The sequence below is a fragment of the Enterococcus ureasiticus genome (assembly GCF_001730285.1).
In the GTDB taxonomy this organism is placed as follows: Bacteria; Bacillota; Bacilli; order Lactobacillales; family Enterococcaceae; genus Enterococcus_L; species Enterococcus_L ureasiticus.
The window spans coordinates 235,074-258,377 of sequence record NZ_MIJZ01000014.1; the positions used below are offsets into that span (position 1 = coordinate 235,074).

Sequence of the window (23,304 nt, forward strand, 5' to 3'; positions counted from 1 at the left end):
AGTACCCAGAAATACCTGAACAACTGTTCATTATAGATTTTTTTTGCTATAATATCACGGAATGTATCATTATATTGAGGTGAAGCTTTTGGACAATCAGAATAATTCCCGTAAAACGGAACAACATTCTAATAACGGACCAGAAAAGAAAAAGATTTTTTTGATTATAAATGTAGTGATTCGTGTACTGCAATCATTATTTGTCTTTGCAGTTGTTATTCTACTATTAGGTGGTGCTTTAGGTCTTGGGATCGGTATGGGGTATTTTGCTTTTCTAGTTGAAGATACACAACCACCGACAAAAGAAGAGCTCCAAACAGAAATCAGTGATATCACTGAAGTTTCTCGAATGACTTACGCTGATGGCACAAATATCGCAATGATCAAATCTGATTTGGTCAGAACAAGAGTTGACAGTGAACACATCTCTCCTCTCTTGAAAAAAGCGATTATTTCTACCGAGGATGAATACTTTGAGGAACACAAAGGTGTTGTTCCAAAAGCAGTCATCCGGGCACTTGTTTCAGATGCAACAGGGATGGGTGGTTCATCTGGAGGCTCGACACTAACACAACAGTTAGTGAAGCAACAAATCTTGACAGATGAAACAACATTCAAGCGAAAAGCCAATGAAATTTTGCTGGCTTATCGTATTGAGAAGTACTTTTCAAAAGATGAGATTGTGACGACTTATCTAAATGTTTCACCTTTTGGCCGTAATAACAAAGGTGAAAATATTGCCGGTGTTGAAGAAGCAGCCAAAGGACTATTCGGCAAAAGTGCCAATGACTTAACTCTTCCACAAGCAGCCTTTATCGCTGGACTTCCACAGAGTCCAATCATTTACACCCCTTATAGCAATACAGGGGCCTTGAAAGCTGATGAAAATTTAGCTTACGGAATGAAGCGAAAAGATTTTGTTTTATTCAGTATGTATCGTGAAAAAGCCATCACGAAAGAAGAATATGAAGCAGCTAAAAGTTATGATTTAAAACAAGATTTCCAACCGCAACAAGAATCAAATCAAAACACCGAAAGCTATCTCTACAATGCTGTATTAGAACAAGCAACCAATGCAGTGATGGATATTAATATAGAAAAATCTGGTGTCAAAAAAGAAACACTGGATGATCTAGGACTTTCTCAGTACAAAGATCAAGCACGAAAAGAAATCCAAAATCGCGGTTATACGATTCAATCAACAATCGATCAAACAGTTTATGATACCATGCAAAATGCTGTCGCAAACTTTGGATACATGCTAGATGATGGCTATGGTGCTGGACTTGTTGAAACTGGAAATGTTTTGATGGACAATAAAACGGGTAGGATTATCGGCTTTGTCGCAGGTCGTGACTTTAATGTCAGTCAAAGCAATCATGCATTAGATACAATCCGCCAAGTTGGTTCTACGATCAAACCAATTTCAGTTTATGGGCCTGCTATCGACCAAGGAATGATTGGTTCAGAAAGTCGTTTGGCTAACTATCCTACCTCTTACAGCCTTAGTGGCGAGGAATTAACGAATGCAACAAATTCTGGAACGAACACATTTGACACTGTCCGTCATTCATTAGAATGGTCATATAATATCCCAGTTTATCATCTAAATGAAGCTATGAAAGCAAAGATGGGGGATGATAATTTCTCTTACAATAATTATTTAAGTAAGATGAATTACCCTGCCAGCGAAGCTTGGGCTTATCAATCTGCCCCTTTAGGGTCTGTAGAAGCAACTGTTCTAACTCAAACGAATGGTTTTCAGACACTGGCAAATAAAGGACAATATCAAAAAGGCTATATGATCGATAAGATCACAGACAATAGTGGAAAAGTTATTTACGAACATAAAGAAGCACCTGTTCAAGTATACTCTGAAGCAACCGCTTCGATCATGAATGATATGATGCGTTCTGTCTTAGATTCAAAAATAACGACTCCGTTCAAAAACATGATAAATGGACTAAATCCAGCCTTTGGAAATGTCGATTGGATCGGTAAAACAGGAACAACAGATTCCTACAAAGATGCTTGGTTAGTCGTTTCGACACCAACTATTACATTGGGTTCATGGACAGGTTATGATAATCCAACAGCAATGAGTCCAAATAGCGGGGATCAAAATAGTACCTACTTAGCAAATCTGGCAAATGCAATCTATTCAGTCAGACCTGATCTATTCGGTGCTGGTGAAAAATTCACCCTTTCTAAAGACGTGATCAAATCAAATGTCTCAAGCTTTACAGGAGAAAAACCGGGTACTTTCACCTATAACGGTGGAACTTACACGGCTCCAGGACCAAATGTCGAATCGTTCTATGCAAAAGATGGCGCTCCAAAAAGCCAATATAAATTTGGATACGGTGGATCAGATGCTAACTACAGTGCTTATTGGGGCCGTTATGCAACGTCTTCCCCTTCAAATTCTGGTTCAACAACTCCCTCTTCTTCTGAGAAAAAAGAAGAAAAGAAAAAAGAGGATGATAAGAAAGAAAATACTACACCGACGTCAAGTAGAAGTAATAACTAAACATCAAAACCTTTCTTTAATTTTAAAGTGCCACCCAAAATTACAATTTTGAGGTGGCACTTTGTTTTATAGTACAGCTTAGTTTTGAATCAAAAACTTTTTATCAATCGCTCTTCAGTTACAATATACATCGTTTAATCGATAAACTTCTACTAAATCTTCTTTCAAAAAAGGCTGATCTTTATAGTAAAATTGACGATCTTCTTCACTGATTTCACGTATCACTTTACAAGGATTCCCCACAGCAACGGAATTTTTTGGAATATCTTTTGTCACTATACTACCCGCACCAATCACACTATTTTTACCGATCGTTACACCTGGACAAATTGTTGTATTCGCTCCAATCCAACAATTTTCTTCAATCGTTACTGGATTTCCATACATCAACCGTCGATAGTCAGGATGAATAGGATGACCTACAGTTGCAATAGTGACTTCTGGGCCAAAAGCAACCTTATTTCCAATGCTGATTTTAGCATCGTCAATGAAGGTACAGCCCATGTTTAGGTAACATTCTTCACCAAGCTGAATATTATACCCATAGCAAAAATAAAAAGGTGGTTCGATCCATGCGTTTACTTTCGATCCAAAAATTTCGTCTAAAAGCTGAAATCTTTCTTCTAATTCATCTGGTAACGTTTGATTAAACGCTATCATTCTTTTTTTTGCCTGTATTCGCTCCTCAGGAAATCCTTCACAACCATCTAAAAATAGCTTACCGGCAATTATTCGTTCTCTCATATTCATTTGCCATACTCCTTTTTCAATTATATGATACAATCCAATCGTGATTTTTAGTCTAAAAATACTCCCTATAGAATAAATACTAGTTTTATCTAGTCTCTATTCTATAGGGAGTATCTTTGATAAGCAATCAATACTTTCAGTTATTTATTTAGTTGAACCTTTTTGATCTATACCATACGGCAAGATAACTGTCTTATCTTCAATTTCTTCTTTGTTCATTAATTTTGTCAATAAACGCATTGCTACAGCACCAATGTCATATAACGGTTGTGTTACACTTGATAGACGCGGACGAGAAACTTCTGTTAGTAATGAGTTATTACTTGTAATGATTTCGAATTCTTCAGGTACTTTCACACCAGCATCGATCATGCCATCCAACAAACCAATTGCTAGTTCATCATCTGTCACATAAGCTGCTGTGGCACCACTATTACGAATACGATCAGCTAAAGAGATACCAGCTTTAAACTTATACTCAGACTCAAAAATCAAGCCTTCATTATAAGATAAGCCATTATCAGCTAACGCTTCTTTATAACCCTTGATGCGGTTTTGACCATTGATAGGATCAATTAGTGCACCACTGACAAAGGCAATTTTTTTATTGCCATTTTTAGCTAATAAATTTGTTGCATCTTTTGTTGCTTCTTTATAATCAATGTTTACACTACCTACTTGTTCATCAGGATCGATCGAACCAGCTAAAACAACAGGTGTTTTAGAACGAGAAAACTCGCCACGAATCTCATCTGTGATATGGTGACCCATAAAGATGATTCCATCGACTTGTTTTGCCAAAAGATTGTTTAATACATTGACTTCTTTTTGATCGTTGCTGTCAGAATTCGCTAAAATAATGTTGTATTTGTACATTGTTGCAACATCATCGATTCCTCGAGCTAAAGAGGCAAAAAAGATATTACTAACATCAGGGATAATAACCCCTACAGTCGTTGTTTTTTTGCTTGCTAAGCCACGAGCTACAGCATTAGGGCGATAATCTAAGCGGTCAATTACTTCTAACACTTTTTTCCGTGTAGCAGGCTTCACATTCGGATTGCCATTGACTACGCGAGATACAGTCGCCATGGATACATTTGCTTCACGCGCAACATCATAAATAGTAATTGTTTGTTTTTCCATGTTAATTCTCCTAAATATTTATATTTGTTTTCATTTTCTGAAAACGCTGTTTACATTTCTCACTAAGAATAGCAGAGTTTTTTTATTATTGCAACCGTTTTATCCTATTTTCATGAAAATTTACTCCATATTTCAAAAAGCGCTTTACGTCATTTCGTGGTATGATAAAGATAAGTTTTACAGTAACCAGCTCTAAAAGAAAGAAGGATATTTATGAATCAAGAAAAAATGAATGAACTAAAAAAATGGATGGAAAGCGAAAATATCGATCTCACTTATATTAGTGATCCCGAGCATATTGCCTATTTTTCTGGCTACAAAAGCGATCCTCACGAACGGGTTTTAGCTTTATTTATCTCATTAAATCATGACCCTTTTTTATTTACCCCAGCTTTAGAAGTTGAAGATGCTGAAAAAAGTTCATGGGCATATCCTGTCTATGGCTATCTTGATAGCGAAAATCCTTGGGAAAAGATCGCCCAACTTATCAAAAAAAATAGTATTCCAAGTAAGATTGCTACTGAAAAAGACTCCTTAACGGTTGCTCGTTTTGATATTTTAAATAATTATTTTCCAAATAGCGATTTTTCGGCCAATGTCACCCCAGTCATTGAAAAATTGCAATTGCTAAAGACACCATCTGAAGTGGCTAAATTGATGGAAGCTGGAGATTGGGCGGATGTTGCTTTAGAGATTGGTTTCAAAGCGATTACTGAAGGTGCTAAAGAGCAAGAAATACTGGCCGAAATCGAGTATCAACTAAAACGTCAAGGCATTCGTTCGATGAGCTTCGATACTTTAGTTCTAACTGGAAAAAATGCCGCAAGTCCGCACGGCAATCCCGGGAATACGGCTGTTGCAAAGCAAGACTTAGTTTTATTTGACTTAGGCGTTGTTTACAATGGCTATTGCAGCGACGTTACACGAACTGTCGCTTATAAAGAGCCAACAGATTTTCAAAAAGAAATCTATTCAATCGTTTTAGAAGCACAATTAAAAGCGATGGATGCGGTAAAACCAGGTGTTACTGCTGGAGAATTAGATGAAATTGCTCGCGGTGTTATCAGCAGTTACGGCTATGGTGAATACTTTAATCACCGTCTAGGTCATGGTATCGGGACTACCGTTCATGAATATCCTTCCCTAGTGACTGGAAATGATCTGGTTATTGAAGAAGGTATGTGCTTCTCTATCGAGCCGGGTATCTATATTCCAGAAAAAGTAGGTGTGCGTATCGAAGATTGTTTACATGTGACGAAAACAGGTTGTGAAGCTTTTACAAAAACACCAAAAGAATTAAAGATTATTGATTAAAAAAACAAAGCCAGCATTCTTCTTAGAATGTTGGCTTTGTTTTTTTCATTGCTTTTATTATTTACCTTTAACATCTTCTACTGTTTCTTTAACAGCTTTCTTTGTATCCTTTTTTGCTTCTTCAGCTTTTTCTGGTACGTCTTTTGTTACTTCTTTTGCTTCAGCAACGCCTTCAGAAACTGTTGCTTTCGCTTTTTTCGCTGATTCTTTGACATCTATAAAAATATCATCGGAAGCATCTTCTGCGATGTCGCCTAATTCGTCAACTTGATCATTTACATCTTGAGCTGTCTTTTTAAATCGATCAGATAAATCGTCTGTTTGTTTCTTGAATGATTCTAGAACTGTATCAGACACGCCTTGTGCTTTGTCTAATGAATCTTTCGTTTTATCTTTAACATTTCCAGCTAAATCACCTGCTTGTTCACCTAACACACTTGCTTTTTCTTTAGCAATCGATGACAATTCAGACCCTTTTTGCACAGCATAATCTGTATAATCCGTTGCTTTATCTTTAAAATCATCTGCTTGATTTGCTAAGTCTTCACGTAATTCTTTACCTGATTTTGGTGCTAATAAAAGTGCTGCCACTGCCGCTGCTGTTCCGCCAATAATTGCTCCTAAAAAAAATCCGCCTTTTTTCGCCATGTTGATTCCTCCATTATCTTTTATTATTTAGTTGTTCCACTTGTTTTTGGTGATTTTTTTGGACGAAATGCTCTAAAAGCCGCTCCGCCAACTTTACTAACAACGCCTGCTTTAGCTGTTGTCTTTCCAACTGCTCCAACTTTCCCAAGTAAATTTCTGCTAGAATAATTCAACTCAGAAACACTTTCACTTAATTCTGCAACTGCTTCAAATAACGGATCGATCGTTGCTACTTTTTTATTGACATCATCTAGCAACTCGTTACTTTTTACTAAAAGTCCCTCTACTTGTCTAGATAAAATATCGACATCTTTTGTTACGACCTCAATCGTTTTATTTGCTTCATCTACTGTGGTAGTCACTTTATCTACTGTTTTACTGATTTTCATCAATACTAAAACAATAAATACTACTAATACAGCAAACGCCACTGCAGCAATAATCGCTGCAACCTCTCCACCTGTCATCTTCTTGCTCCTTCCATCAATTATTCCATATTCTTAGAATAACACCAACTGGTATTTTTCACAAATTATTCAGTTAGCTTTGTTATCTTAATTATAGCAATTTATCCCCTGAGTCTCTAGGTATTATAGAAAAAAGACAGAACAAATTTTGTTCTGTCTTCAAGTGAAATAATCCTATAAAACGTGTAGTTTATTTCTTTTTAGGTGTATCTTCTTTAGCAAGCTCAGCGCCCAATTCAATAATATACTCCCGTAAGTTTTCCTTTACTTCTGGGTGAACTAAGCCGTATTCAATGCTTGTTTTCATAAAGCCAAACTTATCGCCTACATCATAACGTTTACCAGTAAATTCTCTGGCAAATACGCGTTGTGTTTTGTTCAATGTATCGATGGCATCTGTTAATTGGATTTCACCACCAGCTCCTGGTTCTTGTGATTCCAATACATGGAAAATTTCTGGTGTTAGCAGGTAGCGACCGATAATCGCTAGATCACTCGGTGCTTCTTCTGGTGTTGGTTTTTCAACAAAACTATTTACGTTATACAACCCTTTAGCAACTTCAGCCTCCGGATTTATGATTCCGTATTTCGAGGTTTCTTCATGAGGAACCTTCATTACTGCAATCGTTGACGCATGTGTTTCATCATAATCATTCATCAATTGTTTTGACAATGGAATCTTATCTTCCATAATATCATCGCCTAGCATGACAACAAACGGTTCATTGCCAACAAATGCTTTTGCTTGTAACACAGCATGACCTAATCCTTTTGGATGAGATTGACGAATAAAGTGAAGATTGACATCAGTTGTTTCTTCTACTAATTTTAATAAATCCGTTTTGTTTTTCTCGCGAAGATTACTTTCTAATTCAAAGTTCGCATCAAAATGGTCTTCGATAGGACGTTTTGCTTTTCCTGTAACAATCAAAATATCTTCAATTCCTGATGCTAATGCTTCTTCAACGATAAATTGAATTGTTGGTTTATCGACGATAGGTAGCATTTCTTTTGCCATTGCTTTTGTTGCGGGTAAGAATCTTGTTCCCAGTCCAGCTGCTGGAATAACTGCTTTTTTTACTTTCATGCCAATTGGCCTCCTAAAATTATATAGAAAATTCGTTTTCTGTTTTACCATCACGCAGCATAATTTCTTTTGCCGCTTGTTTTACATCTTGACCTTCATACAACACCTTGTATATTGCTTCTGTAATTGGCATGTCAACATCTAACTGTTGAGATAGCTCGTATGCTGCTTTTGTTGTTGAAACACCTTCAACGATCATCCCCATATTTTCAAGAACTTCGTCTAAGCTATGTCCTTTTCCTAAGAGATTTCCGGCTCGCCAGTTACGTGAGTGAACACTGGTACATGTAACGATTAAATCACCAACTCCGCTCAAACCGATAAAGGTTAAAGGATTTGCGCCCATCGCCACACCTAAACGGCTAATTTCAGCTAAGCCACGCGTCATGATTGCAGCTTTCGCATCATCACCAAAACCTAAACCATGAATTGCACCTGCTCCTAAAGCAATGATATTTTTCAAAGCAGCACCCGTTTCGACACCAATTACATCATCATTTGTATAAATTCTAAAATAATCATTCATAAATAGCGTTTGAACATATGTCGAAGCAGCTATTGTTTCACTAGCTGCAGTAATTGTTGTAATATCATGAACCGCCACTTCTTCAGCATGACTCGGACCAGATAAAACAACCACACCACGTCTTTTTTCTACTGGAATTTCTTCCATCAAAACTTCAGATATTCGTTTATGGCTGCCTTGCTCCAACCCTTTACTTGCATGAATGATCAATGGCTGATTCGTACATTTCGCTGTAAATTCTTTTGCAACCGCTCGAATCGCTTTTGTTGGAACAACAAACAAGACCGCATCCGCATCTTGAATACATTCCTCTAATGACATCATTCCTTGAATTGATTCTGGAATAACCAGATCAGGTAGATAATGACGATTCGTGTGGTGCATATTGATTTCATCAATTTGTGCTTTATTATGTCCCCATATACGAACCTCATGACCATTTTCTGCTAAAACCTGTGCCAATGCAGTTCCCCATGAACCCGGACCTAAAACAGCAACTTTTTGTTTCATTGGTGAAAATCTCCTTTCAAAATAAGAAAAGCTGAACGAATCGTTTAGCACTATTGAAAATTTAGAATCTGAATATAGAACTCTTTTTGTTCCATGTAAAGATTGTCTTTTTTCTTAGAGCTGATTTGGTGAAGCTAGATGATTGAGTCACTCTTTGACCCCTTCAATTTTTATCTTCTTTTCGAAGAGCTCGTTTGGTAAGCTAGATCAAACTACTTCTATAAATCTTTCTACTATTCATCTTCTTATTTCTTTAAATAACCAAATTAAATGTCTAATTTTATAACTTTTATACCCACCTAACATTTTACCATAGCTTAGCTAAAATGGGCAGTTCTATATGGCCTTTTTGAGAGTTCCTTTGTCGCGGTCATAAAATTTTACTGTTCCTTTTTTACGACGAATAATCACAAGCACGATTGCCCCGAAAAATAACACAAGAGAAACGAGTTGTGACACTCGAATGCTTCCAAACGCATATAAACTGTCTGTTCTCATACCTTCAATAAAGAAGCGCCCGAAAGAATACCAGATGATATAGCCTAAAAAGACTTCGCCTTCTTTTAAGAAGTTTTTCTTTTTCCTTAAAATGATCAATACAATAAATCCCAAGACATTCCAAATAGATTCATATAAGAAAGTTGGTTGATGATACGTTCCATCAATATTCATATTGTCGATAATAAATTTGGGTAAATGTAATCCTTCTAAAAATGTCCGTGTTGTTGCCGGACCATATGCTTCATGATTCATAAAATTACCCCAACGTCCAATTGCTTGTGCTAAAATAACACTCGGCGCTGCGATATCTAAAAAGGTCCAAGTCGAAATAAAACGATGTCGTGTGAAGAAAAACAATGCAAGTCCTCCACCAATCAGACCACCATAAATCGCCAGACCACCATTTCTAGTTAAAATAATTTCGATTGGATTATCAACATAATCTTGCCATTGAAAAATCACATAGTACAAGCGTGCTCCAATAATAGCACTTGGTAGTCCCCATAACATAAAGTCGATCACATCATCTTCTTTCAAACCGACTCGAACTGCTTCTCTGCTACTTAGCCAAACAGCTAGCACGATTCCTGAAACGATTATAACTGCATACCAGTATACGGATATTCCAAAAAGATTAAACGCTACTGGGTTTACTTGTCCTAACATTTGGCTTCCTCCTAATTTAAAAGCTGAATGAGCTCGTTTGTCTCGACTGAAAAATAGGAAATTATGACTGAGGTGTTCTTTACCTCTTTCATAATTTATCTTTTTTCCGAGAGACTAGCTCTTGCAGCTAGATAACATTAAAAGCTGAATGAGCTCGTTTTGTCTCGACTGAAAAACAGGAAATTATGACTGAGGTGTTCTTTACCTCTTTCATAATTTATCTTTTTTCCGAGAGACTAGCTCTTGCAGCTAGATAACATTAAAAGCTGAATGAGCTCGTTTTGTCTCGACTGAAAAACAGGAAATTATGACTGAGGTGTTCTTTACCTCTTTCATAATTTATCTTTTTTCCGAGAGACTAGCTCTTGCAGCTAGATAACCCCTGAATTTTCCTCAATTAATCGAGTCAAACGTTCTTCAAAGGACTTCGTTGCATCATATCCCATAGTCTTCGCACGGAAATTCATTGCAGCAACTTCAATAATAATCGCCACGTTGCGCCCAGTTTTGACAGGAATACGAATTTGCGGAACATCAACATTAGCAATTTCAACCATTGCATCATCTGATCCTAAACGATCATATTTCTTATCTTTTTCCCAAGCTTCTAAATAAACAACCAGTTGGACTTGCATGAAACCACGAACTGCACTTGCGCCAAATAGATTCATTACATCAATGATCCCAATCCCACGGATCTCGATCAAATGCTGTAAAATTTTAGGTGGTTCACCAACAACTGTCAATTCATCTTGCTGATAAACGTCTACTCGGTCATCTGCGATCAATCGGTGACCACGCTTGATCAACTCTAACGCTGTCTCACTTTTACCGATACCGCTATCACCTTGAATCAAGACACCAAGTCCATAAACATCAACTAAAACACCATGTACACTAGTTCTTGCTGCTAAACGACTATCCAAATAGCTTGATAGCTCTCCTAATAATCTTGATGTGGAAATCGGTGAACGTAAAACAGCTAAACCTTTTTCTTTCGCTGCCTGGACCATTTCCTCAGGCGCTTCCAGCCCTCTAGAGATAATAAAAGCTGGTGTATCCTTCTCGCATAAACGACGCATCACCATCAAACGTTCTTCTGGTATCATCCGTTCAGAAAATGTAATCTCCTTACTACCGAATAACTGTAAGCGATTGTGAGGATAATAATTAAAATACCCAGTCAATTCCAGTCCAGGACGAGAAATATCTCCTGTTGTGATTTCTCTATTTAAACTTTCTTCATCGCCATAAACGACTTCTAAAGAAAGCTTCTCTACCAGTTGATGAATTTTTACAACTTCTTCCATATTTATCATTCATTCCTTTCCAGTTCTCTACTCGTTCCATTTTATCATTTCAGGTGGGAAGTTTCTAGCTATTAGTAAGATTGTTCTTGTTTTGTTTGTGTTCTCAATGATTAATTTTTCTCATTATCCTCCTTTTATTCAAAAATAGGTTTCCACCTACTGATGACCAGTTAAACATTGACTATCCTAAATTAATTTGTATACTTAATTTGTATCACTGTATCCAGTCAAAAACAATCAATTGGATGTGTTTCTCATGAAAAATAATTTAAAAGAACAGGCAAGAAAACTGCCTTTAAGTCCAGGTGTTTATTTAATGAAAGATAAACACGGAACAATCATTTATGTAGGTAAAGCAAAAAAACTACGGGAACGTGTCAGTAGCTACTTTGTTAAAAACAAACAACATTCAAATAAAACCATTCGAATGATTCAACAACTAACTGATTTTGACGTTATTGAAGTAGATTCTGAACTTGATGCCTTTTTACTAGAATGTCAATTAATCCAAGAATATCGTCCAATCTATAACCGGCAGATGAACTCTTTTGAAAAGTATAAATATATTGAAATCAATACCGAAAAAGAAGAACTTTCGATTAATATACGCACTGTTCCAACGAAAAAAAATTGTTTTGGTCCTTTTTCTATCAATAGAAAACTTTTAGAACTAAAACGGATTTTAGAAAACCTATATGGATTAAATCAAAAAAATTATTGGCAACAATCTTTCTCTGAAAGTGCCACGCCTCCATTAGATCGCGAAACTGCTGTTACAGAATTACTTGGTGCGTTTACTCTGAACAATCAACTCCCTCAAAATCGTTTAGAGACAAAAATGGTTTTAGCTTCAGAAAATCAATTATTCGAAAAAGCAGCAACGTTACGCGAAGATTGGCAATTTCTGACACGCTTTTTCAATCAAAATAAAAAATTGATTCTAGCATCTCAAACCAATTGGCAATTTTTATCTATTCCGATTGAATCAAAAATAAAATATTATCTGATTTATCAAGGTCTTGTTATAAATAGCCGAATACTGACGAAACGGACCTTTACTAACTATACACCTAGTGAACTCGCACAAAAGATTCTTCCTAAAAATAAACCTGAAAATAGTCAGCAATTTTCCAAAGACCAAGTCGATTTTATCAATATTTTATATAGTTATATTAATCGACACAAAGAATGCCAACTAGTCGAGCTTACTGACCCATTTGCATAAAAAAGGATAAAACCCAACTCAATGTTCGGGTTTTATCCTTTTTCACTATATTTATCTAAATTACGCTCACTAACGATCATATTTACTAAAGACATGATCACTGCCATTAAAATCGCTGCTCCAAAACTGGAAAAACCAAAATTCATCTCTCCAACAAAAGAAGAAGTCATTTTTAAAATCGCAGCATTCACAATGAAGCTAAACAAACCAAACGTAAGTAACGTAAAGGGAAGCGACAAAATCGTCAACACAGGTTTTACTAGCATATTCAATATGGAAAGCACAAATGCTGCAATGACCGCCATCCAGATACTTCTCACATAAATCATATTCGGAAAAATCACTGAGAGTGAAACAAAGGTCAACGTATTAACGATCAGACGTTGAAAGTATGTCATTAGAAGTCACTCCAGTCATCATCGTTGACTTTCTCAGCTTGTTTTCTTTGTTTGTGTTCATTTGCGTATGGATTTGGATTACGTGTATTTCTATTATACGGATTTTTATTTCCATAATTATCGTTATTTCTATTTCTACCAGAAGGAAGCAATACAGCTAACGCAATGTAGAGTAAGAAACCTGGGAATCCTGCAGAGAAAATAGCAAGAATAACATAGATCACTCGTACTATGGTAGGATCGACACCGATCCACTCAGCAATACCTGCTAAGCTTCCTGTTAATACCACATTATTAGGAGATTTTGTTAATTGTTTTTTCATCTCTTTTCACCTCTCATCTTTAAAATTATACACTAAAATGGATACTGAGACAAAAGTTTTTTCTTTAAAAAAAACTGAATTGTTGCCTTTTTGACCATTCTTTTTTTAATTTCCCCTGATCAAAAGCTAAGAGTTTTTCTCTTAACTTTTGTTCGAGGAATAGACCTGTTTTATAGGTTCATTGTTCTACACATTTATTTATCTGTGTCTTTTAAATAAATGTTTCCTGTTGTTGTAGAAGCATTGATTTGCGCCATATCATCATTATTTAATCGTCTAAATTGTAGTAATTGGTTGGTTCTTTCTTTCTTTTCACGAATAACTTCATAATCACTTAAGCGACTATTGATACTACCTAAGCTTGTTTTTACTGTTCCTTCGACACCTAGTTCGTTTGGTAATGCAATTTTGACATTGCCATTTACAGAACTTGCTTCTACTTTACGTAGTGTTTTTTCTTTCGCAGTGATACGAACATTACCATTGATCAATGAAACACCAATTGTTTGAGGCGTTGCAGTAATCGTTACTGTTCCATTAACAGTTTCGATGATATTATCTAGAATTTCACCATCCAAGACTTTAATATCACCATTTACACCTTCGATTTCAAGCATTGTTGCATCGATTTTATTAAATGTGATTGAGCCATTTGTGGATTTAGTATACACATCTTTTGCTTTCAATGATTCGACTGTGACATTTCCGTTTAATAATTTGATTGATACGTGATCAAATGTACGTTCAGGTAAGTAGAAAATCAAGTCTGCGCGAACTCGTTTATTTGGAATTTGGAAGGAAATCACTTCATCATCTACATCGATCTGACTTCTTTCTAAGAAGGCTTCAAGAGGTGTTTCAGCGTCCATTTTACCATAAAGTTTGATTTTTCCTTCTACTTTCACATCTGGTTGATCCCATGTTTTGAATACAATATTTCCGTTTGCAACTTTAACATCGATCAAACTTGCAAGAGGTGCTGGATAGTTAAATTCATGTTCAAATTTTGTTGTGGCAACACCAGGAACTTTGAAACTAACATCTTTCCATTCCATATTGTCATTCATTGTTTCTGAGAATGCGCCAAATGTCTTTTTAAGGAATGAACCTAATTGAGAACCGGCTTCACTCATTTTTTCTCCGACTTGATTGATTGTATCTGTTGCTTGATCTTTCCAATCATCAGGAATATCAAATTTTGAAGCGACACGATCTTTCGTATCAGACCATTGTTCTTTACGAATATTTTTCAATTCAGCTTCAAGAGCAATTTTCTCTTGAATTTGTTCATCTAATGAATCTTCTAATGATTTGATCTCAGCTTCTAGAGATGCTCTTAACTCTAAATCTTCTTCTGTTAATTCGCTTAATTCTTCTTTGGTGTTTAATTCCATCAATTTTTCTTGTGCTTCTTTGATTTCTTCTTTAACACCAGCAATTTCAGCGTTGGTTTCGTCTAATTCAACAGAGGCACGATTCGCTTCTGTTGCTAGATTATCTAGAATTTTTTCTAAACGTTCGTGATCTTCCGCTTCTTTTGCTTTAACATCTTCATCAGAAATTTCAGGTTCGACTATGTCTTCTTCCTTTTGATTTTCTAACTTATTTAATAAATCTACGACTTTGTCATTCTCTTTTGTGTCAACAGTTGGATTTGTTACATTTACTTGGTCAGCAGCTTTTTTGATTTGTTTTTCATCTTTTTCTGTCGCCATGTTTTCTAATAATACTAAAGCTTCCTCTGAAGATAGGATACCTTTTTTAACTAAGTCTAATACTCTTTCTCTTTCTTTCATGGAAATTGCCTCCTTAGCAAATTTTTCACCCGAGGGTGTTTTCCTTATGTACCTATTATGCATTCTTTTTGGTTGTTTGTCATAGGACTTAAGAATGAATTTTGACCTGTACTTCCGTACGGTATCAAAAAATAATTATATAAAAGTCAAAAAAGGAAGAAGATCGCTCACTTTGAGTGTTATCCTCTTCCTTTAAATGTACTACACTAAACAGTCAATTATTCTGAAAGCTTCTATAGTAATAGTAAATAATCGATTATTTTTAAGAAATTTGTTTGTAAATTAATTTAGGCGCATTTACTTTGCCGCCAATTTGGATATTTTCTTTGATCATCGCTTCTACTTCTGCAACATCTTTTTTGTTTGCATGGATTGTGACAAGAGAATCGCCAACTTTAACATTATCACCAATTTTTTTGTTCAATACTAGACCAACAGCCAAATCAATTTCATCTTCTTTGGTTGCTCTACCGGCACCTAGTTTCATCGCTGCAACACCAATAGCATCCGCAACGATCTCAGATACAACACCCTCTTTATCTGCCGTTACTTCAAATGTATATTCAGCTTGAGGAAGTAAATCAGGATTTTTCACCCATTCTGGGTTCCCACCTTGATTTTTAACGAATACTGCAAATTTATCTAGAGCTGAACCATCTTCGATCACGCCTAACAACATCTTACGTGCTTCGTCTAAAGAATCTGTTTTTTCTGCTAAAACAACCATTTGACTACCTAAAGTTAGGACTAGTTCAGTTAGATCTTCCGGTCCATTTCCTTTTAGCGTATCGATTGCCTCTTTAATTTCTAAAGAATTACCAATTGCCGCACCTAAAGGTTGAGACATATCAGAGATGATTGCCATTGTTTTTCTGCCAACAAGATTTCCGATACGAACCATTGCCTCAGCTAATTTTTCAGCATCTTCTTCTGTTTTCATAAATGCTCCAGCACCTGTTTTCACATCTAAAACAATTGCATCTGCACCTGCTGCAATCTTCTTACTCATAATAGATCCAGCAATTAAAGGAATAGAACTTACAGTTCCTGTCACATCGCGTAATGCATAGATTTTTTTATCTGCCGGTGTTAAATTTCCAGATTGTCCGATAACAGCGATTTTATCTTTATTGACAATATTAATGAATTCTTCATCGCTGATCTCAATATGGAACCCGTCAAATGATTCTAATTTGTCTAACGTTCCACCTGTATGACCTAAGCCACGACCTGACATTTTCGCAAAAGGAATATCTAATGCTGCAATGAGTGGAGCCAAAACTAATGTTGTTGTATCGCCAACACCGCCCGTAGAATGTTTATCCACTTTTACGCCTTCAATCCCTGATAAATCAATCACATCACCTGAATCAACCATCGCTAAAGTTAAGTTGGCACGCTCTTCATCTGTCATATCTTGGAAATAAATAGCCATTAATAATGCACTTGCTTGATAATCTGGAATTGTTCCTGCAGTGTAACCATCAATAAAAAATTTAATTTCGTCTTTTGTTAATTCAAATCCATTTTGTTTCTTTTCAATAACGTCGACCATTCTCATTCTCTTCACCATTCCTTTTTTTTATTTTAAATCTCCTAAGAAGCTAGTACCATATTCTGGCATGCCTACCTTGAAATTATCCGCAACTGTTGCACCAATATCAGAAAATGTTTTTCTTATACTTAATTCACTTCCATGTGCGAAACGCTTAGAATAGACTAATAATGGTACAAACTCCCTAGTATGATCTGTTCCTTTGTACGTAGGATCATTTCCATGATCTGCTGTAATAATTAATAAATCATCCTCTTTTAACTTAGCAAACACCTCCGGCAAACGTTGATCAAATTCCTGCAATGCTTGTCCATAGCCTAAAGGATCTCTGCGATGCCCAAACACTGCGTCGAAATCGACTAGGTTTAAAAAACTCATGCCATGGAATTCTTTATCCAGTAATTCGATAAATTTATCCATGCCATCCATATTTGAAACTGTACGAATACTTTGAGTAACCCCTTCACCATCAAAAATGTCGGATATTTTTCCTAGAGCGATTGAATCTAAGCCACTCTCTTTTAGTGTATCCATCACAGTTTTATCAAAAGGCTTCAAGGCATAATCATGGCGGTTAGCCGTACGTTTAAACGTTTCTTTAGATGTGCCTACAAAAGGTCTAGCAATAATACGACCAAGCATATATGGCTCGTCTCTCGTAATTTCCCGAGCGTATTCACAAATGCGGTACAATTCTTCCAGCGGAATAATTTCTTCATTTGCTGTAATTTGTAAAACAGAATCTGCAGAAGTATAAACAATCAACGCACCTGTCTTAAGTTGTTCTTCGCCTAGTTCTTCAAGGATTTCTGTCCCACTTGCGGCTTTGTTACCGATAATGTCTCTTTTAGAGAACGTTTTAATCTTTTCAAGAAGCTCATCTGGAAATCCATCTGGAAAAACTCTAAAGGGCTTATCAATATACAATCCCATAATTTCCCAGTGACCAGTCATTGTGTCTTTTCCAGCAGACGTTTCTTGCATTTTCGTATGATAGCCCATAGGCACTTCTACTTTTTCTACACCAGCAATCTCTTTAATGTTAGACAAACCTAAAGCTTCCATGTTTGGCAAGTTCAGCCCATTCATTTCTCTAGCAATATGGCCTAGCGTATCTACATCAAAATCATCAAAGTCATTTGCATCAGGTGCTTCACCTATTCCTACTGAGTCCATTACAACAACATGTATCCTTTTAAATTCTTTCATTTCTTTTCACCTCATCAGTTAAACTTAAAAAATTAATAAAGTAATCCGACGATCGTCGCTGTTAAACAACTCACTAACGTTGCGCCGAATAATAATTTTATACCAAAACGTGCGACAACATTTCCTTGTTCTTCGTTCAGGCTTTTTACAGCGCCTGATATGATACCGATTGAAGAAAAGTTTGCAAAAGAAACCAAGAAAACGGAAATAATTGCGGTTGTTCTACCAGTGAATTCTATCGAACTTGATGTTAAGTTCGTCATTGCGACAAACTCATTTGAAACTAGTTTAGTCGCCATAATACTTCCAGCATCTACGATCTCATTTGCTGGTACACCCATTAAGAATGCAAATGGCGCCACTAAATAGCCGATAATATCTTGGAATGAAATTCCAAAAATTCCTTTAAAAATTGCGTTGATCATCGTAATAACTGCCACAAATCCAATCAACATCGCAGCAACTGTAATCGCTACGTGGAATCCATCCATGATGTATTCACCTAACATTTCAAAAAAGGATTGTTCTTTTTCATCTTTTACTTCTAAAACATCTTCTTCTTCTGTTACTTCATACGGATTGATCACAGATGTGATGATAAATCCTCCGAATAGATTTAAAACGATAGCTGTTACGACGTATTGTGGTTTTAATAGAAACATATATGAACCGATAATCGCCATAGATACAGTTGACATCGCTGATGCGCATAAAGTATATAATCGATGTTTTGGTAACAGACCTAATTGTTTTTTCACAGAAATAAATACTTCTGATTGACCTAAAATGGCTGAGGCAACCGCATTATATGATTCTAATTTCCCCATGCCGTTTACCTTACTTAAAGCAAGACCGATGTACTTCACAATAAACGGAAGAATTTTAAAGTATTGTAAAATTCCAATCAATGCAGAAATGAAAACGATCGGTAATAAAACACCAATAAAAAATGAAGTTTCATCTGGATTAATCAAACCTCCAAAAACAAAATTCACACCTTCAGCAGCGTATTGTAGTAAATTATCAAATCCTTTGGCAATTCCTTCTATAACGAAATTACCAACACTTGTATTTAACAATACAAACCCTAAAATAAATTGCAAAGCCAACATAATGATAATCGGTCTAAACTTAACCTTCTTGCGATCATTACTCGTTAACCATGCCAACCCAATAAAAAACAACAAACCTAGACAACCAATTAAATATTTCATCCTTATCCTCCAATTGAACTCGTTTACATTAACTTGTAAAAGTAAGCATATTGCTTACTTTATTTACTTTTAGTAGCCGTTACCTTGATCTGATGTGTCGCCAGAAACGATTGAAACACCTGCGCTTGCACCAATTCTTGATGCACCTGCTTCGATCATTGCTAATACTTCTTCTTTTGTACGAACGCCACCAGAAGCTTTAACACCAACATCAGGTCCTACTGTTTTTCTCATTAAGGTAATATCTTCTGTTGTTGCGCCACCAGTTGAAAAACCAGTTGATGTTTTAACGAAATCTGCGCCTGCTTTGACTGACAATTCAGAAACTGTTACGATTTCTTCTTTTGTAAGCAAACATGTTTCTAGAATCACTTTTACAAGAACATTTCCTGATGCTTCTACAACTGCGCGGATATCTGCTTCCACTGTCTCTAAATCACCAGATTTCAAGGCACCTACATTGATTACCATGTCAACTTCTGTAGCACCATTAGCAATAGCATTTTTTGTTTCAAAAGCCTTAGTTTCAGAAGTATTTGCTCCTAAAGGAAATCCAATCACGGTACAAACATCGACGCCAGATCCTTTTAATTCAGTACTAGATAATTTAACCCAATACGGATTCACACAAACGGAAGCAAATTGATATTCTTTTGCTTCTTGACAAAGTTTTACAATCATATCCTTTGTCGTTTCAGGTTTTAATGCTGTATGGTCAATCATTTTTGCAATAGTCATTATAACTCTCCTTTAGTTTTGATAAATATATTATACACTCGACAAGAACATTTGTAAACACCATCATGAAATTATGTTCATAGTTGAATAAAAAAGATGAGGACAGGACATAACTCTACGAGTCACATCCCAGCCTCATCTTTTTTCATTACTTTTTATAGTTTCAATAATCCTTCAGCAGCAGTTTGATCAATAATTAATACATTGGCATACTTTCCTGCCAAAGCGCCATCAATCGCTTCGATTTTTCGAGAACCACCAGCAACTAAAATCGCTTTTTCTTTTTCTCTTAGATCAGATAATTCGATGCCTATCGTCCGTTCATTGATCTTCTGACTGCAAATTTCACCATTACTGTCAAAAAAGCGAGAACAAATGTCACCAACTGCTTGTTCTTTAAGAAGCTCTTCTTCCTCATCACTAAAATAACCTAAACGAAATAACAACGCTTCATCTCTAACAGTTCCCACTGTAAATAGCGCAATATTGGCTTGTTTCCCTTTTGTGATGATTTTTTGGATATGGCGATCTTGTTCCACCATTTTTTTTACTTCTGCATTGTCAAAAATAACTGGTAACGGTAGTTGCACGGCAACAGTTTGAAAAGCTTTTTCAAATAACGTCAACGTTTCATTGGCGTAGGTATTCACATTAGAGTGGCTGATTCCACCTTTCAGTTGAACAATTTCTACGCCAACTCTTTCCTGAGTGTTAAGTTTTCTTGCCACTTCATACATCGTCGTTCCCCAACTAACGCCCAAAATATCACCATTTTTAATCGTTTCTTCCAAATACTCAGCTGCATAAGACGTCAGATACTCTGTGATTACCTGGTAATTTGTTTCAGGTGAAAATACAACATGTACTTCTAACAAGTCATATTTTTCTTTGAGTCGTTTTTCAAGCTCAAACAAATCGGAAAAAGGATCTGAGATCGTAATCTGGACGAAGCCCTTTTCCTTAGCATAATTCAGCAATCTAGAAATCGTTGGACGGGAAAGCTCTAATTTTTTTGCAATTTCCTGCTGACCTAGACCAGATTGGTAATACAATCTAGCCGCTTCAATACTAAGTTGTTGTTTTTGTTTATCCATATTTATAGTCCGTTCTTTTCATTTTCTTCAATTATAGCAAGAAAAAATTAGGAAAACAAACCACACTACGTTAGTTAGTTAATTAAATAAATACGTCTAAATTCTTCAACTTTTTCTTTGTCAAAGTTTAAACATTCCGCTGCATACTTTTCTGCGGTACCAAAATGTTTCTCAATTAAATGGAATGCATGATCCAAATAATCTTCTTTCACATAAAGCGCTGTTGCTAAAGATTCCAACTGTTCTTCACTAAAGCCTTGCTCTCTATAGTTCTGAAGCAGTTCACCATTCGCTTTTTTTCTTTCTGTATTTGTTACTAGGAAATCTTTATAGATCTCTTCTTTTTCTACATTTAGCAATGATAATAATAAAGCTGAAGTGTAGCCTGTACGGTCTTTCCCAGCAAAACAGTGGAAAATCGTTGATCCGTTTTTATTCGCTAAGATATAGTCCATAAATTCTGTAAAGCCTTCTTGTGCGCCTGGATTTAAAATTAAATCTTCATAAACGCCTAGCATATGCTTATCAACAGCTTCAATCGACTTTAACTTAGCAAAATCAGCTAAACTCGAATTTTTAGCGTTCATTTTCCCAAGCAAATCTAAATTGATATATTCCACATCCTCGATTGGTGTATCTGGTGACTCACTGATTTCAAACTCACGTCTAAAATCGATGATTCTTGTTAAATTAAATGTATCGGTCAACGTTGTTTGTGTTTTTTTGTCTAAATTGACTAAATGACCTGAACGTAGTAATCTTTTTGGTTTAACTATTTTTCCTTCTTTATTTTTAACGCCGCCTAAATCTCTAAAATTCGTAATTTGTGTATTCATATAGTTACTCCACCTTTATGCGTTTACTTTTTTCTTCTGCTAATGCTACACTTCCCAAAAGAACTACAATAATTACAATTGAAATATAGAAAATAATAAATGTATCGTTCCAACCATGCAGCACGTGACCAAAGAAATTCACACCATTTTTAGACGGATCAGAAATTTTAGCTAATAATATTTTAGCCATTGAATCACCGAACAAATAGGCGAAGGCGCCCAACAAGCCTCCTGAAACAACCGTTGCTTTTTTCGGCACAAATCCTAACATAGATAAATTGATCAATAGTTGTGGACCAAAAACCATCATACCTAACATAAATAACGAAACATTGATCACAAGTTCTGTCGTACCAAGCTGGTAACCAATAATACCAATTGGCAATAAAATAGTGCTGATTGTAGCGACCAAAGCTGGACGTCCTTTAAGTAGATCAGAGATATACCCCCAAGCTAAACAACCAACTAAAGCACCCATTTCAAAATAGAAAATCGTTTGAGCTGCTGCTTCTTGTGAAAAGTTAAGATGTTCTGTCACGTATAATGGTGCCCAATTATCGATCCCAATGCGAACAATATAGACAAAAACGTTTGCTACACATAAAATCCAAATATACGGATTCGTTAATAAATACTTTTTAAAAATTTCCCATTTCGTTAAATTTTCAGCATCCACATTTGCTTCTTCAATCGGTTCACCAAAAATCTCTTCACTTGAATTCCAGCCCAGATCTTCTGGTCTGTTTTTACCGATAAAAAATGTCACTACAGCAACGATTGCTGCGACGATTGCTGGAATAATAAACATTCCTGCTACTTGTCCTTTGAAGAATGTCGTTGCACACCAAACTGCAAAAATCCCTGCAAAACCACCACCGATATTGTGAGAAGCATTCCATAAACCAATATATCTCCCACGATTATTTCTTGTTGTCCATTGTGTGATAACAGAAGCACTACTTGGTCCGCCTACACATTGAAATAATCCATTTAACGACCATAAAACAATGATCCACCCCATTGGCACATTATTCATCGTAAATAATAATCCCAAACATAAAACAGTGATCGAAGATAATAACAATAAGATGGACAAGATTTTCTTTGTATTTTTACCATCTACAATGTAACCAACAATAAATTTACCAAATCCATAAACAATCGAAAATACAAAACCAATGTACCCTAGATCTGTTGTCGTAAGACCTAGTTGACTTTTCAATAATGGCTGAGCTGCTTTAAAGTTATTTCGTATCATATACATCGTGATGTAGATAACTACTACAACTAAGAACGGTTTCATAAATTCTTTAAACCATCTTTTTCTTTGTTCAGCGATCGTTAGCTGATTTGTATTACCGACTTGACTATTTATTTCTTCCAAATTTTTCACCTCAAACAAAATAATTATAATGGTTAGCGCTTTCCAATATAATTGTATGATACATCTTGTATGAAATA

At 35.9% G+C, this 23,304-nt stretch carries 21 protein-coding genes; 3 read left to right on the forward strand and 18 right to left on the reverse strand.

Annotation, left to right across the window (positions count from 1 at the left end):
• Positions 1 to 61 precede the first annotated feature (61 nt).
• Positions 62 to 2,530, forward strand: a complete 2,469-nt coding sequence (locus tag BCR21_RS11905) for a transglycosylase domain-containing protein (RefSeq protein ID WP_084013300.1) — start codon at positions 62 to 64, stop codon at positions 2,528 to 2,530.
• Positions 2,531 to 2,644: 114 nt separating this feature from the next.
• Here BCR21_RS11905 and BCR21_RS11910 read toward each other — a convergent pair whose 3' ends face one another.
• Positions 2,645 to 3,280: a sugar O-acetyltransferase gene (locus tag BCR21_RS11910; RefSeq protein ID WP_069646672.1), complete on the reverse strand. Its 636-nt coding sequence runs from the start codon at positions 3,278 to 3,280 to the stop codon at positions 2,645 to 2,647.
• Between the two features lie 144 nt (positions 3,281 to 3,424).
• The gene (gene ccpA, locus BCR21_RS11915; RefSeq protein WP_069646673.1) at positions 3,425 to 4,426 is read right to left on the reverse strand and encodes a catabolite control protein A; all 1,002 of its coding nucleotides are present in this window, start codon (positions 4,424 to 4,426) and stop codon (positions 3,425 to 3,427) included.
• Between the two features lie 213 nt (positions 4,427 to 4,639).
• On the opposite strand from ccpA, the gene BCR21_RS11920 reads away from it, so the two are divergent.
• Positions 4,640 to 5,740 (forward strand): aminopeptidase P family protein, encoded by a 1,101-nt coding sequence (locus BCR21_RS11920; protein ID WP_069646674.1) that lies wholly within the window; start codon positions 4,640 to 4,642, stop codon positions 5,738 to 5,740.
• A gap of 57 nt (positions 5,741 to 5,797) precedes the next feature.
• Here the strand turns inward: BCR21_RS11920 and BCR21_RS11925 are convergent, their stop codons facing one another.
• The 6 genes from BCR21_RS11925 to hprK all read right to left on the reverse strand — a co-directional run bounded on the left by BCR21_RS11925 (position 5,798) and on the right by hprK (position 11,455).
• Complete coding sequence (locus tag BCR21_RS11925) at positions 5,798 to 6,388, reverse strand: YtxH domain-containing protein (RefSeq protein WP_069646675.1); 591 nt, start codon at positions 6,386 to 6,388, stop codon at positions 5,798 to 5,800.
• Between the two features lie 23 nt (positions 6,389 to 6,411).
• Positions 6,412 to 6,855 carry a DUF948 domain-containing protein gene (locus tag BCR21_RS11930; protein ID WP_069646676.1) on the reverse strand — a complete coding sequence of 148 codons (444 nt, stop codon included), beginning with the start codon at positions 6,853 to 6,855 and terminating at the stop codon, positions 6,412 to 6,414.
• A 190-nt stretch (positions 6,856 to 7,045) separates the two neighbouring features.
• Positions 7,046 to 7,942: a UTP--glucose-1-phosphate uridylyltransferase GalU gene (gene galU, locus BCR21_RS11935; protein ID WP_069646677.1), complete on the reverse strand. Its 897-nt coding sequence runs from the start codon at positions 7,940 to 7,942 to the stop codon at positions 7,046 to 7,048.
• A gap of 19 nt (positions 7,943 to 7,961) precedes the next feature.
• On the reverse strand, positions 7,962 to 8,978 hold the full coding sequence (locus tag BCR21_RS11940; RefSeq protein WP_069646678.1) for an NAD(P)H-dependent glycerol-3-phosphate dehydrogenase: 1,017 nt from the start codon (positions 8,976 to 8,978) through the stop codon (positions 7,962 to 7,964).
• A gap of 336 nt (positions 8,979 to 9,314) precedes the next feature.
• Complete coding sequence (gene lgt, locus BCR21_RS11945) at positions 9,315 to 10,145, reverse strand: prolipoprotein diacylglyceryl transferase (RefSeq protein ID WP_069646679.1); 831 nt, start codon at positions 10,143 to 10,145, stop codon at positions 9,315 to 9,317.
• A gap of 371 nt (positions 10,146 to 10,516) precedes the next feature.
• A complete protein-coding gene (hprK, locus tag BCR21_RS11950) occupies positions 10,517 to 11,455 on the reverse strand; it encodes an HPr(Ser) kinase/phosphatase (RefSeq protein WP_069646680.1) in 939 nt (312 codons plus the stop codon).
• Between the two features lie 256 nt (positions 11,456 to 11,711).
• Here hprK and BCR21_RS11955 point away from each other — a divergent pair, with 256 nt between their 5' ends.
• Positions 11,712 to 12,680, forward strand: coding sequence for a GIY-YIG nuclease family protein (locus BCR21_RS11955; RefSeq protein ID WP_069646681.1), 969 nt, complete (start codon positions 11,712 to 11,714; stop codon positions 12,678 to 12,680).
• Between the two features lie 32 nt (positions 12,681 to 12,712).
• Here the strand turns inward: BCR21_RS11955 and BCR21_RS11960 are convergent, their stop codons facing one another.
• From BCR21_RS11960 to uhpT, 10 genes are all read right to left on the reverse strand, one after another.
• Positions 12,713 to 13,078: a phage holin family protein gene (locus tag BCR21_RS11960; protein WP_069646682.1), complete on the reverse strand. Its 366-nt coding sequence runs from the start codon at positions 13,076 to 13,078 to the stop codon at positions 12,713 to 12,715.
• A complete protein-coding gene (locus BCR21_RS11965; protein ID WP_069646683.1) occupies positions 13,078 to 13,401 on the reverse strand; it encodes a PspC domain-containing protein in 324 nt (107 codons plus the stop codon). The genes BCR21_RS11960 and BCR21_RS11965 overlap by 1 nt, the downstream gene beginning before the upstream one ends.
• 194 nt (positions 13,402 to 13,595) lie before the next feature.
• Positions 13,596 to 15,197, reverse strand: a complete 1,602-nt coding sequence (gene liaX / locus BCR21_RS11970) for a daptomycin-sensing surface protein LiaX (RefSeq protein WP_069646684.1) — start codon at positions 15,195 to 15,197, stop codon at positions 13,596 to 13,598.
• Positions 15,198 to 15,459: 262 nt separating this feature from the next.
• Positions 15,460 to 16,758, reverse strand: a complete 1,299-nt coding sequence (locus BCR21_RS11975) for a pyrimidine-nucleoside phosphorylase (protein ID WP_069646685.1) — start codon at positions 16,756 to 16,758, stop codon at positions 15,460 to 15,462.
• A 21-nt stretch (positions 16,759 to 16,779) separates the two neighbouring features.
• Positions 16,780 to 17,961 (reverse strand): phosphopentomutase, encoded by a 1,182-nt coding sequence (gene deoB, locus BCR21_RS11980; RefSeq protein ID WP_069646686.1) that lies wholly within the window; start codon positions 17,959 to 17,961, stop codon positions 16,780 to 16,782.
• A gap of 32 nt (positions 17,962 to 17,993) precedes the next feature.
• Positions 17,994 to 19,175, reverse strand: a complete 1,182-nt coding sequence (locus BCR21_RS11985) for a NupC/NupG family nucleoside CNT transporter (protein WP_069646687.1) — start codon at positions 19,173 to 19,175, stop codon at positions 17,994 to 17,996.
• Positions 19,176 to 19,244: 69 nt separating this feature from the next.
• Complete coding sequence (gene deoC / locus BCR21_RS11990) at positions 19,245 to 19,913, reverse strand: deoxyribose-phosphate aldolase (protein ID WP_069646688.1); 669 nt, start codon at positions 19,911 to 19,913, stop codon at positions 19,245 to 19,247.
• 155 nt (positions 19,914 to 20,068) lie between these two features.
• On the reverse strand, positions 20,069 to 21,007 hold the full coding sequence (locus tag BCR21_RS11995; RefSeq protein WP_069646689.1) for a sugar-binding transcriptional regulator: 939 nt from the start codon (positions 21,005 to 21,007) through the stop codon (positions 20,069 to 20,071).
• A gap of 74 nt (positions 21,008 to 21,081) precedes the next feature.
• Complete coding sequence (locus BCR21_RS12000; RefSeq protein WP_069646690.1) at positions 21,082 to 21,843, reverse strand: tyrosine-protein phosphatase; 762 nt, start codon at positions 21,841 to 21,843, stop codon at positions 21,082 to 21,084.
• A gap of 4 nt (positions 21,844 to 21,847) precedes the next feature.
• Positions 21,848 to 23,227, reverse strand: a complete 1,380-nt coding sequence (gene uhpT / locus BCR21_RS12005) for a hexose-6-phosphate:phosphate antiporter (RefSeq protein ID WP_069646691.1) — start codon at positions 23,225 to 23,227, stop codon at positions 21,848 to 21,850.
• Between the last annotated feature and the right edge of the window lie 77 nt (positions 23,228 to 23,304).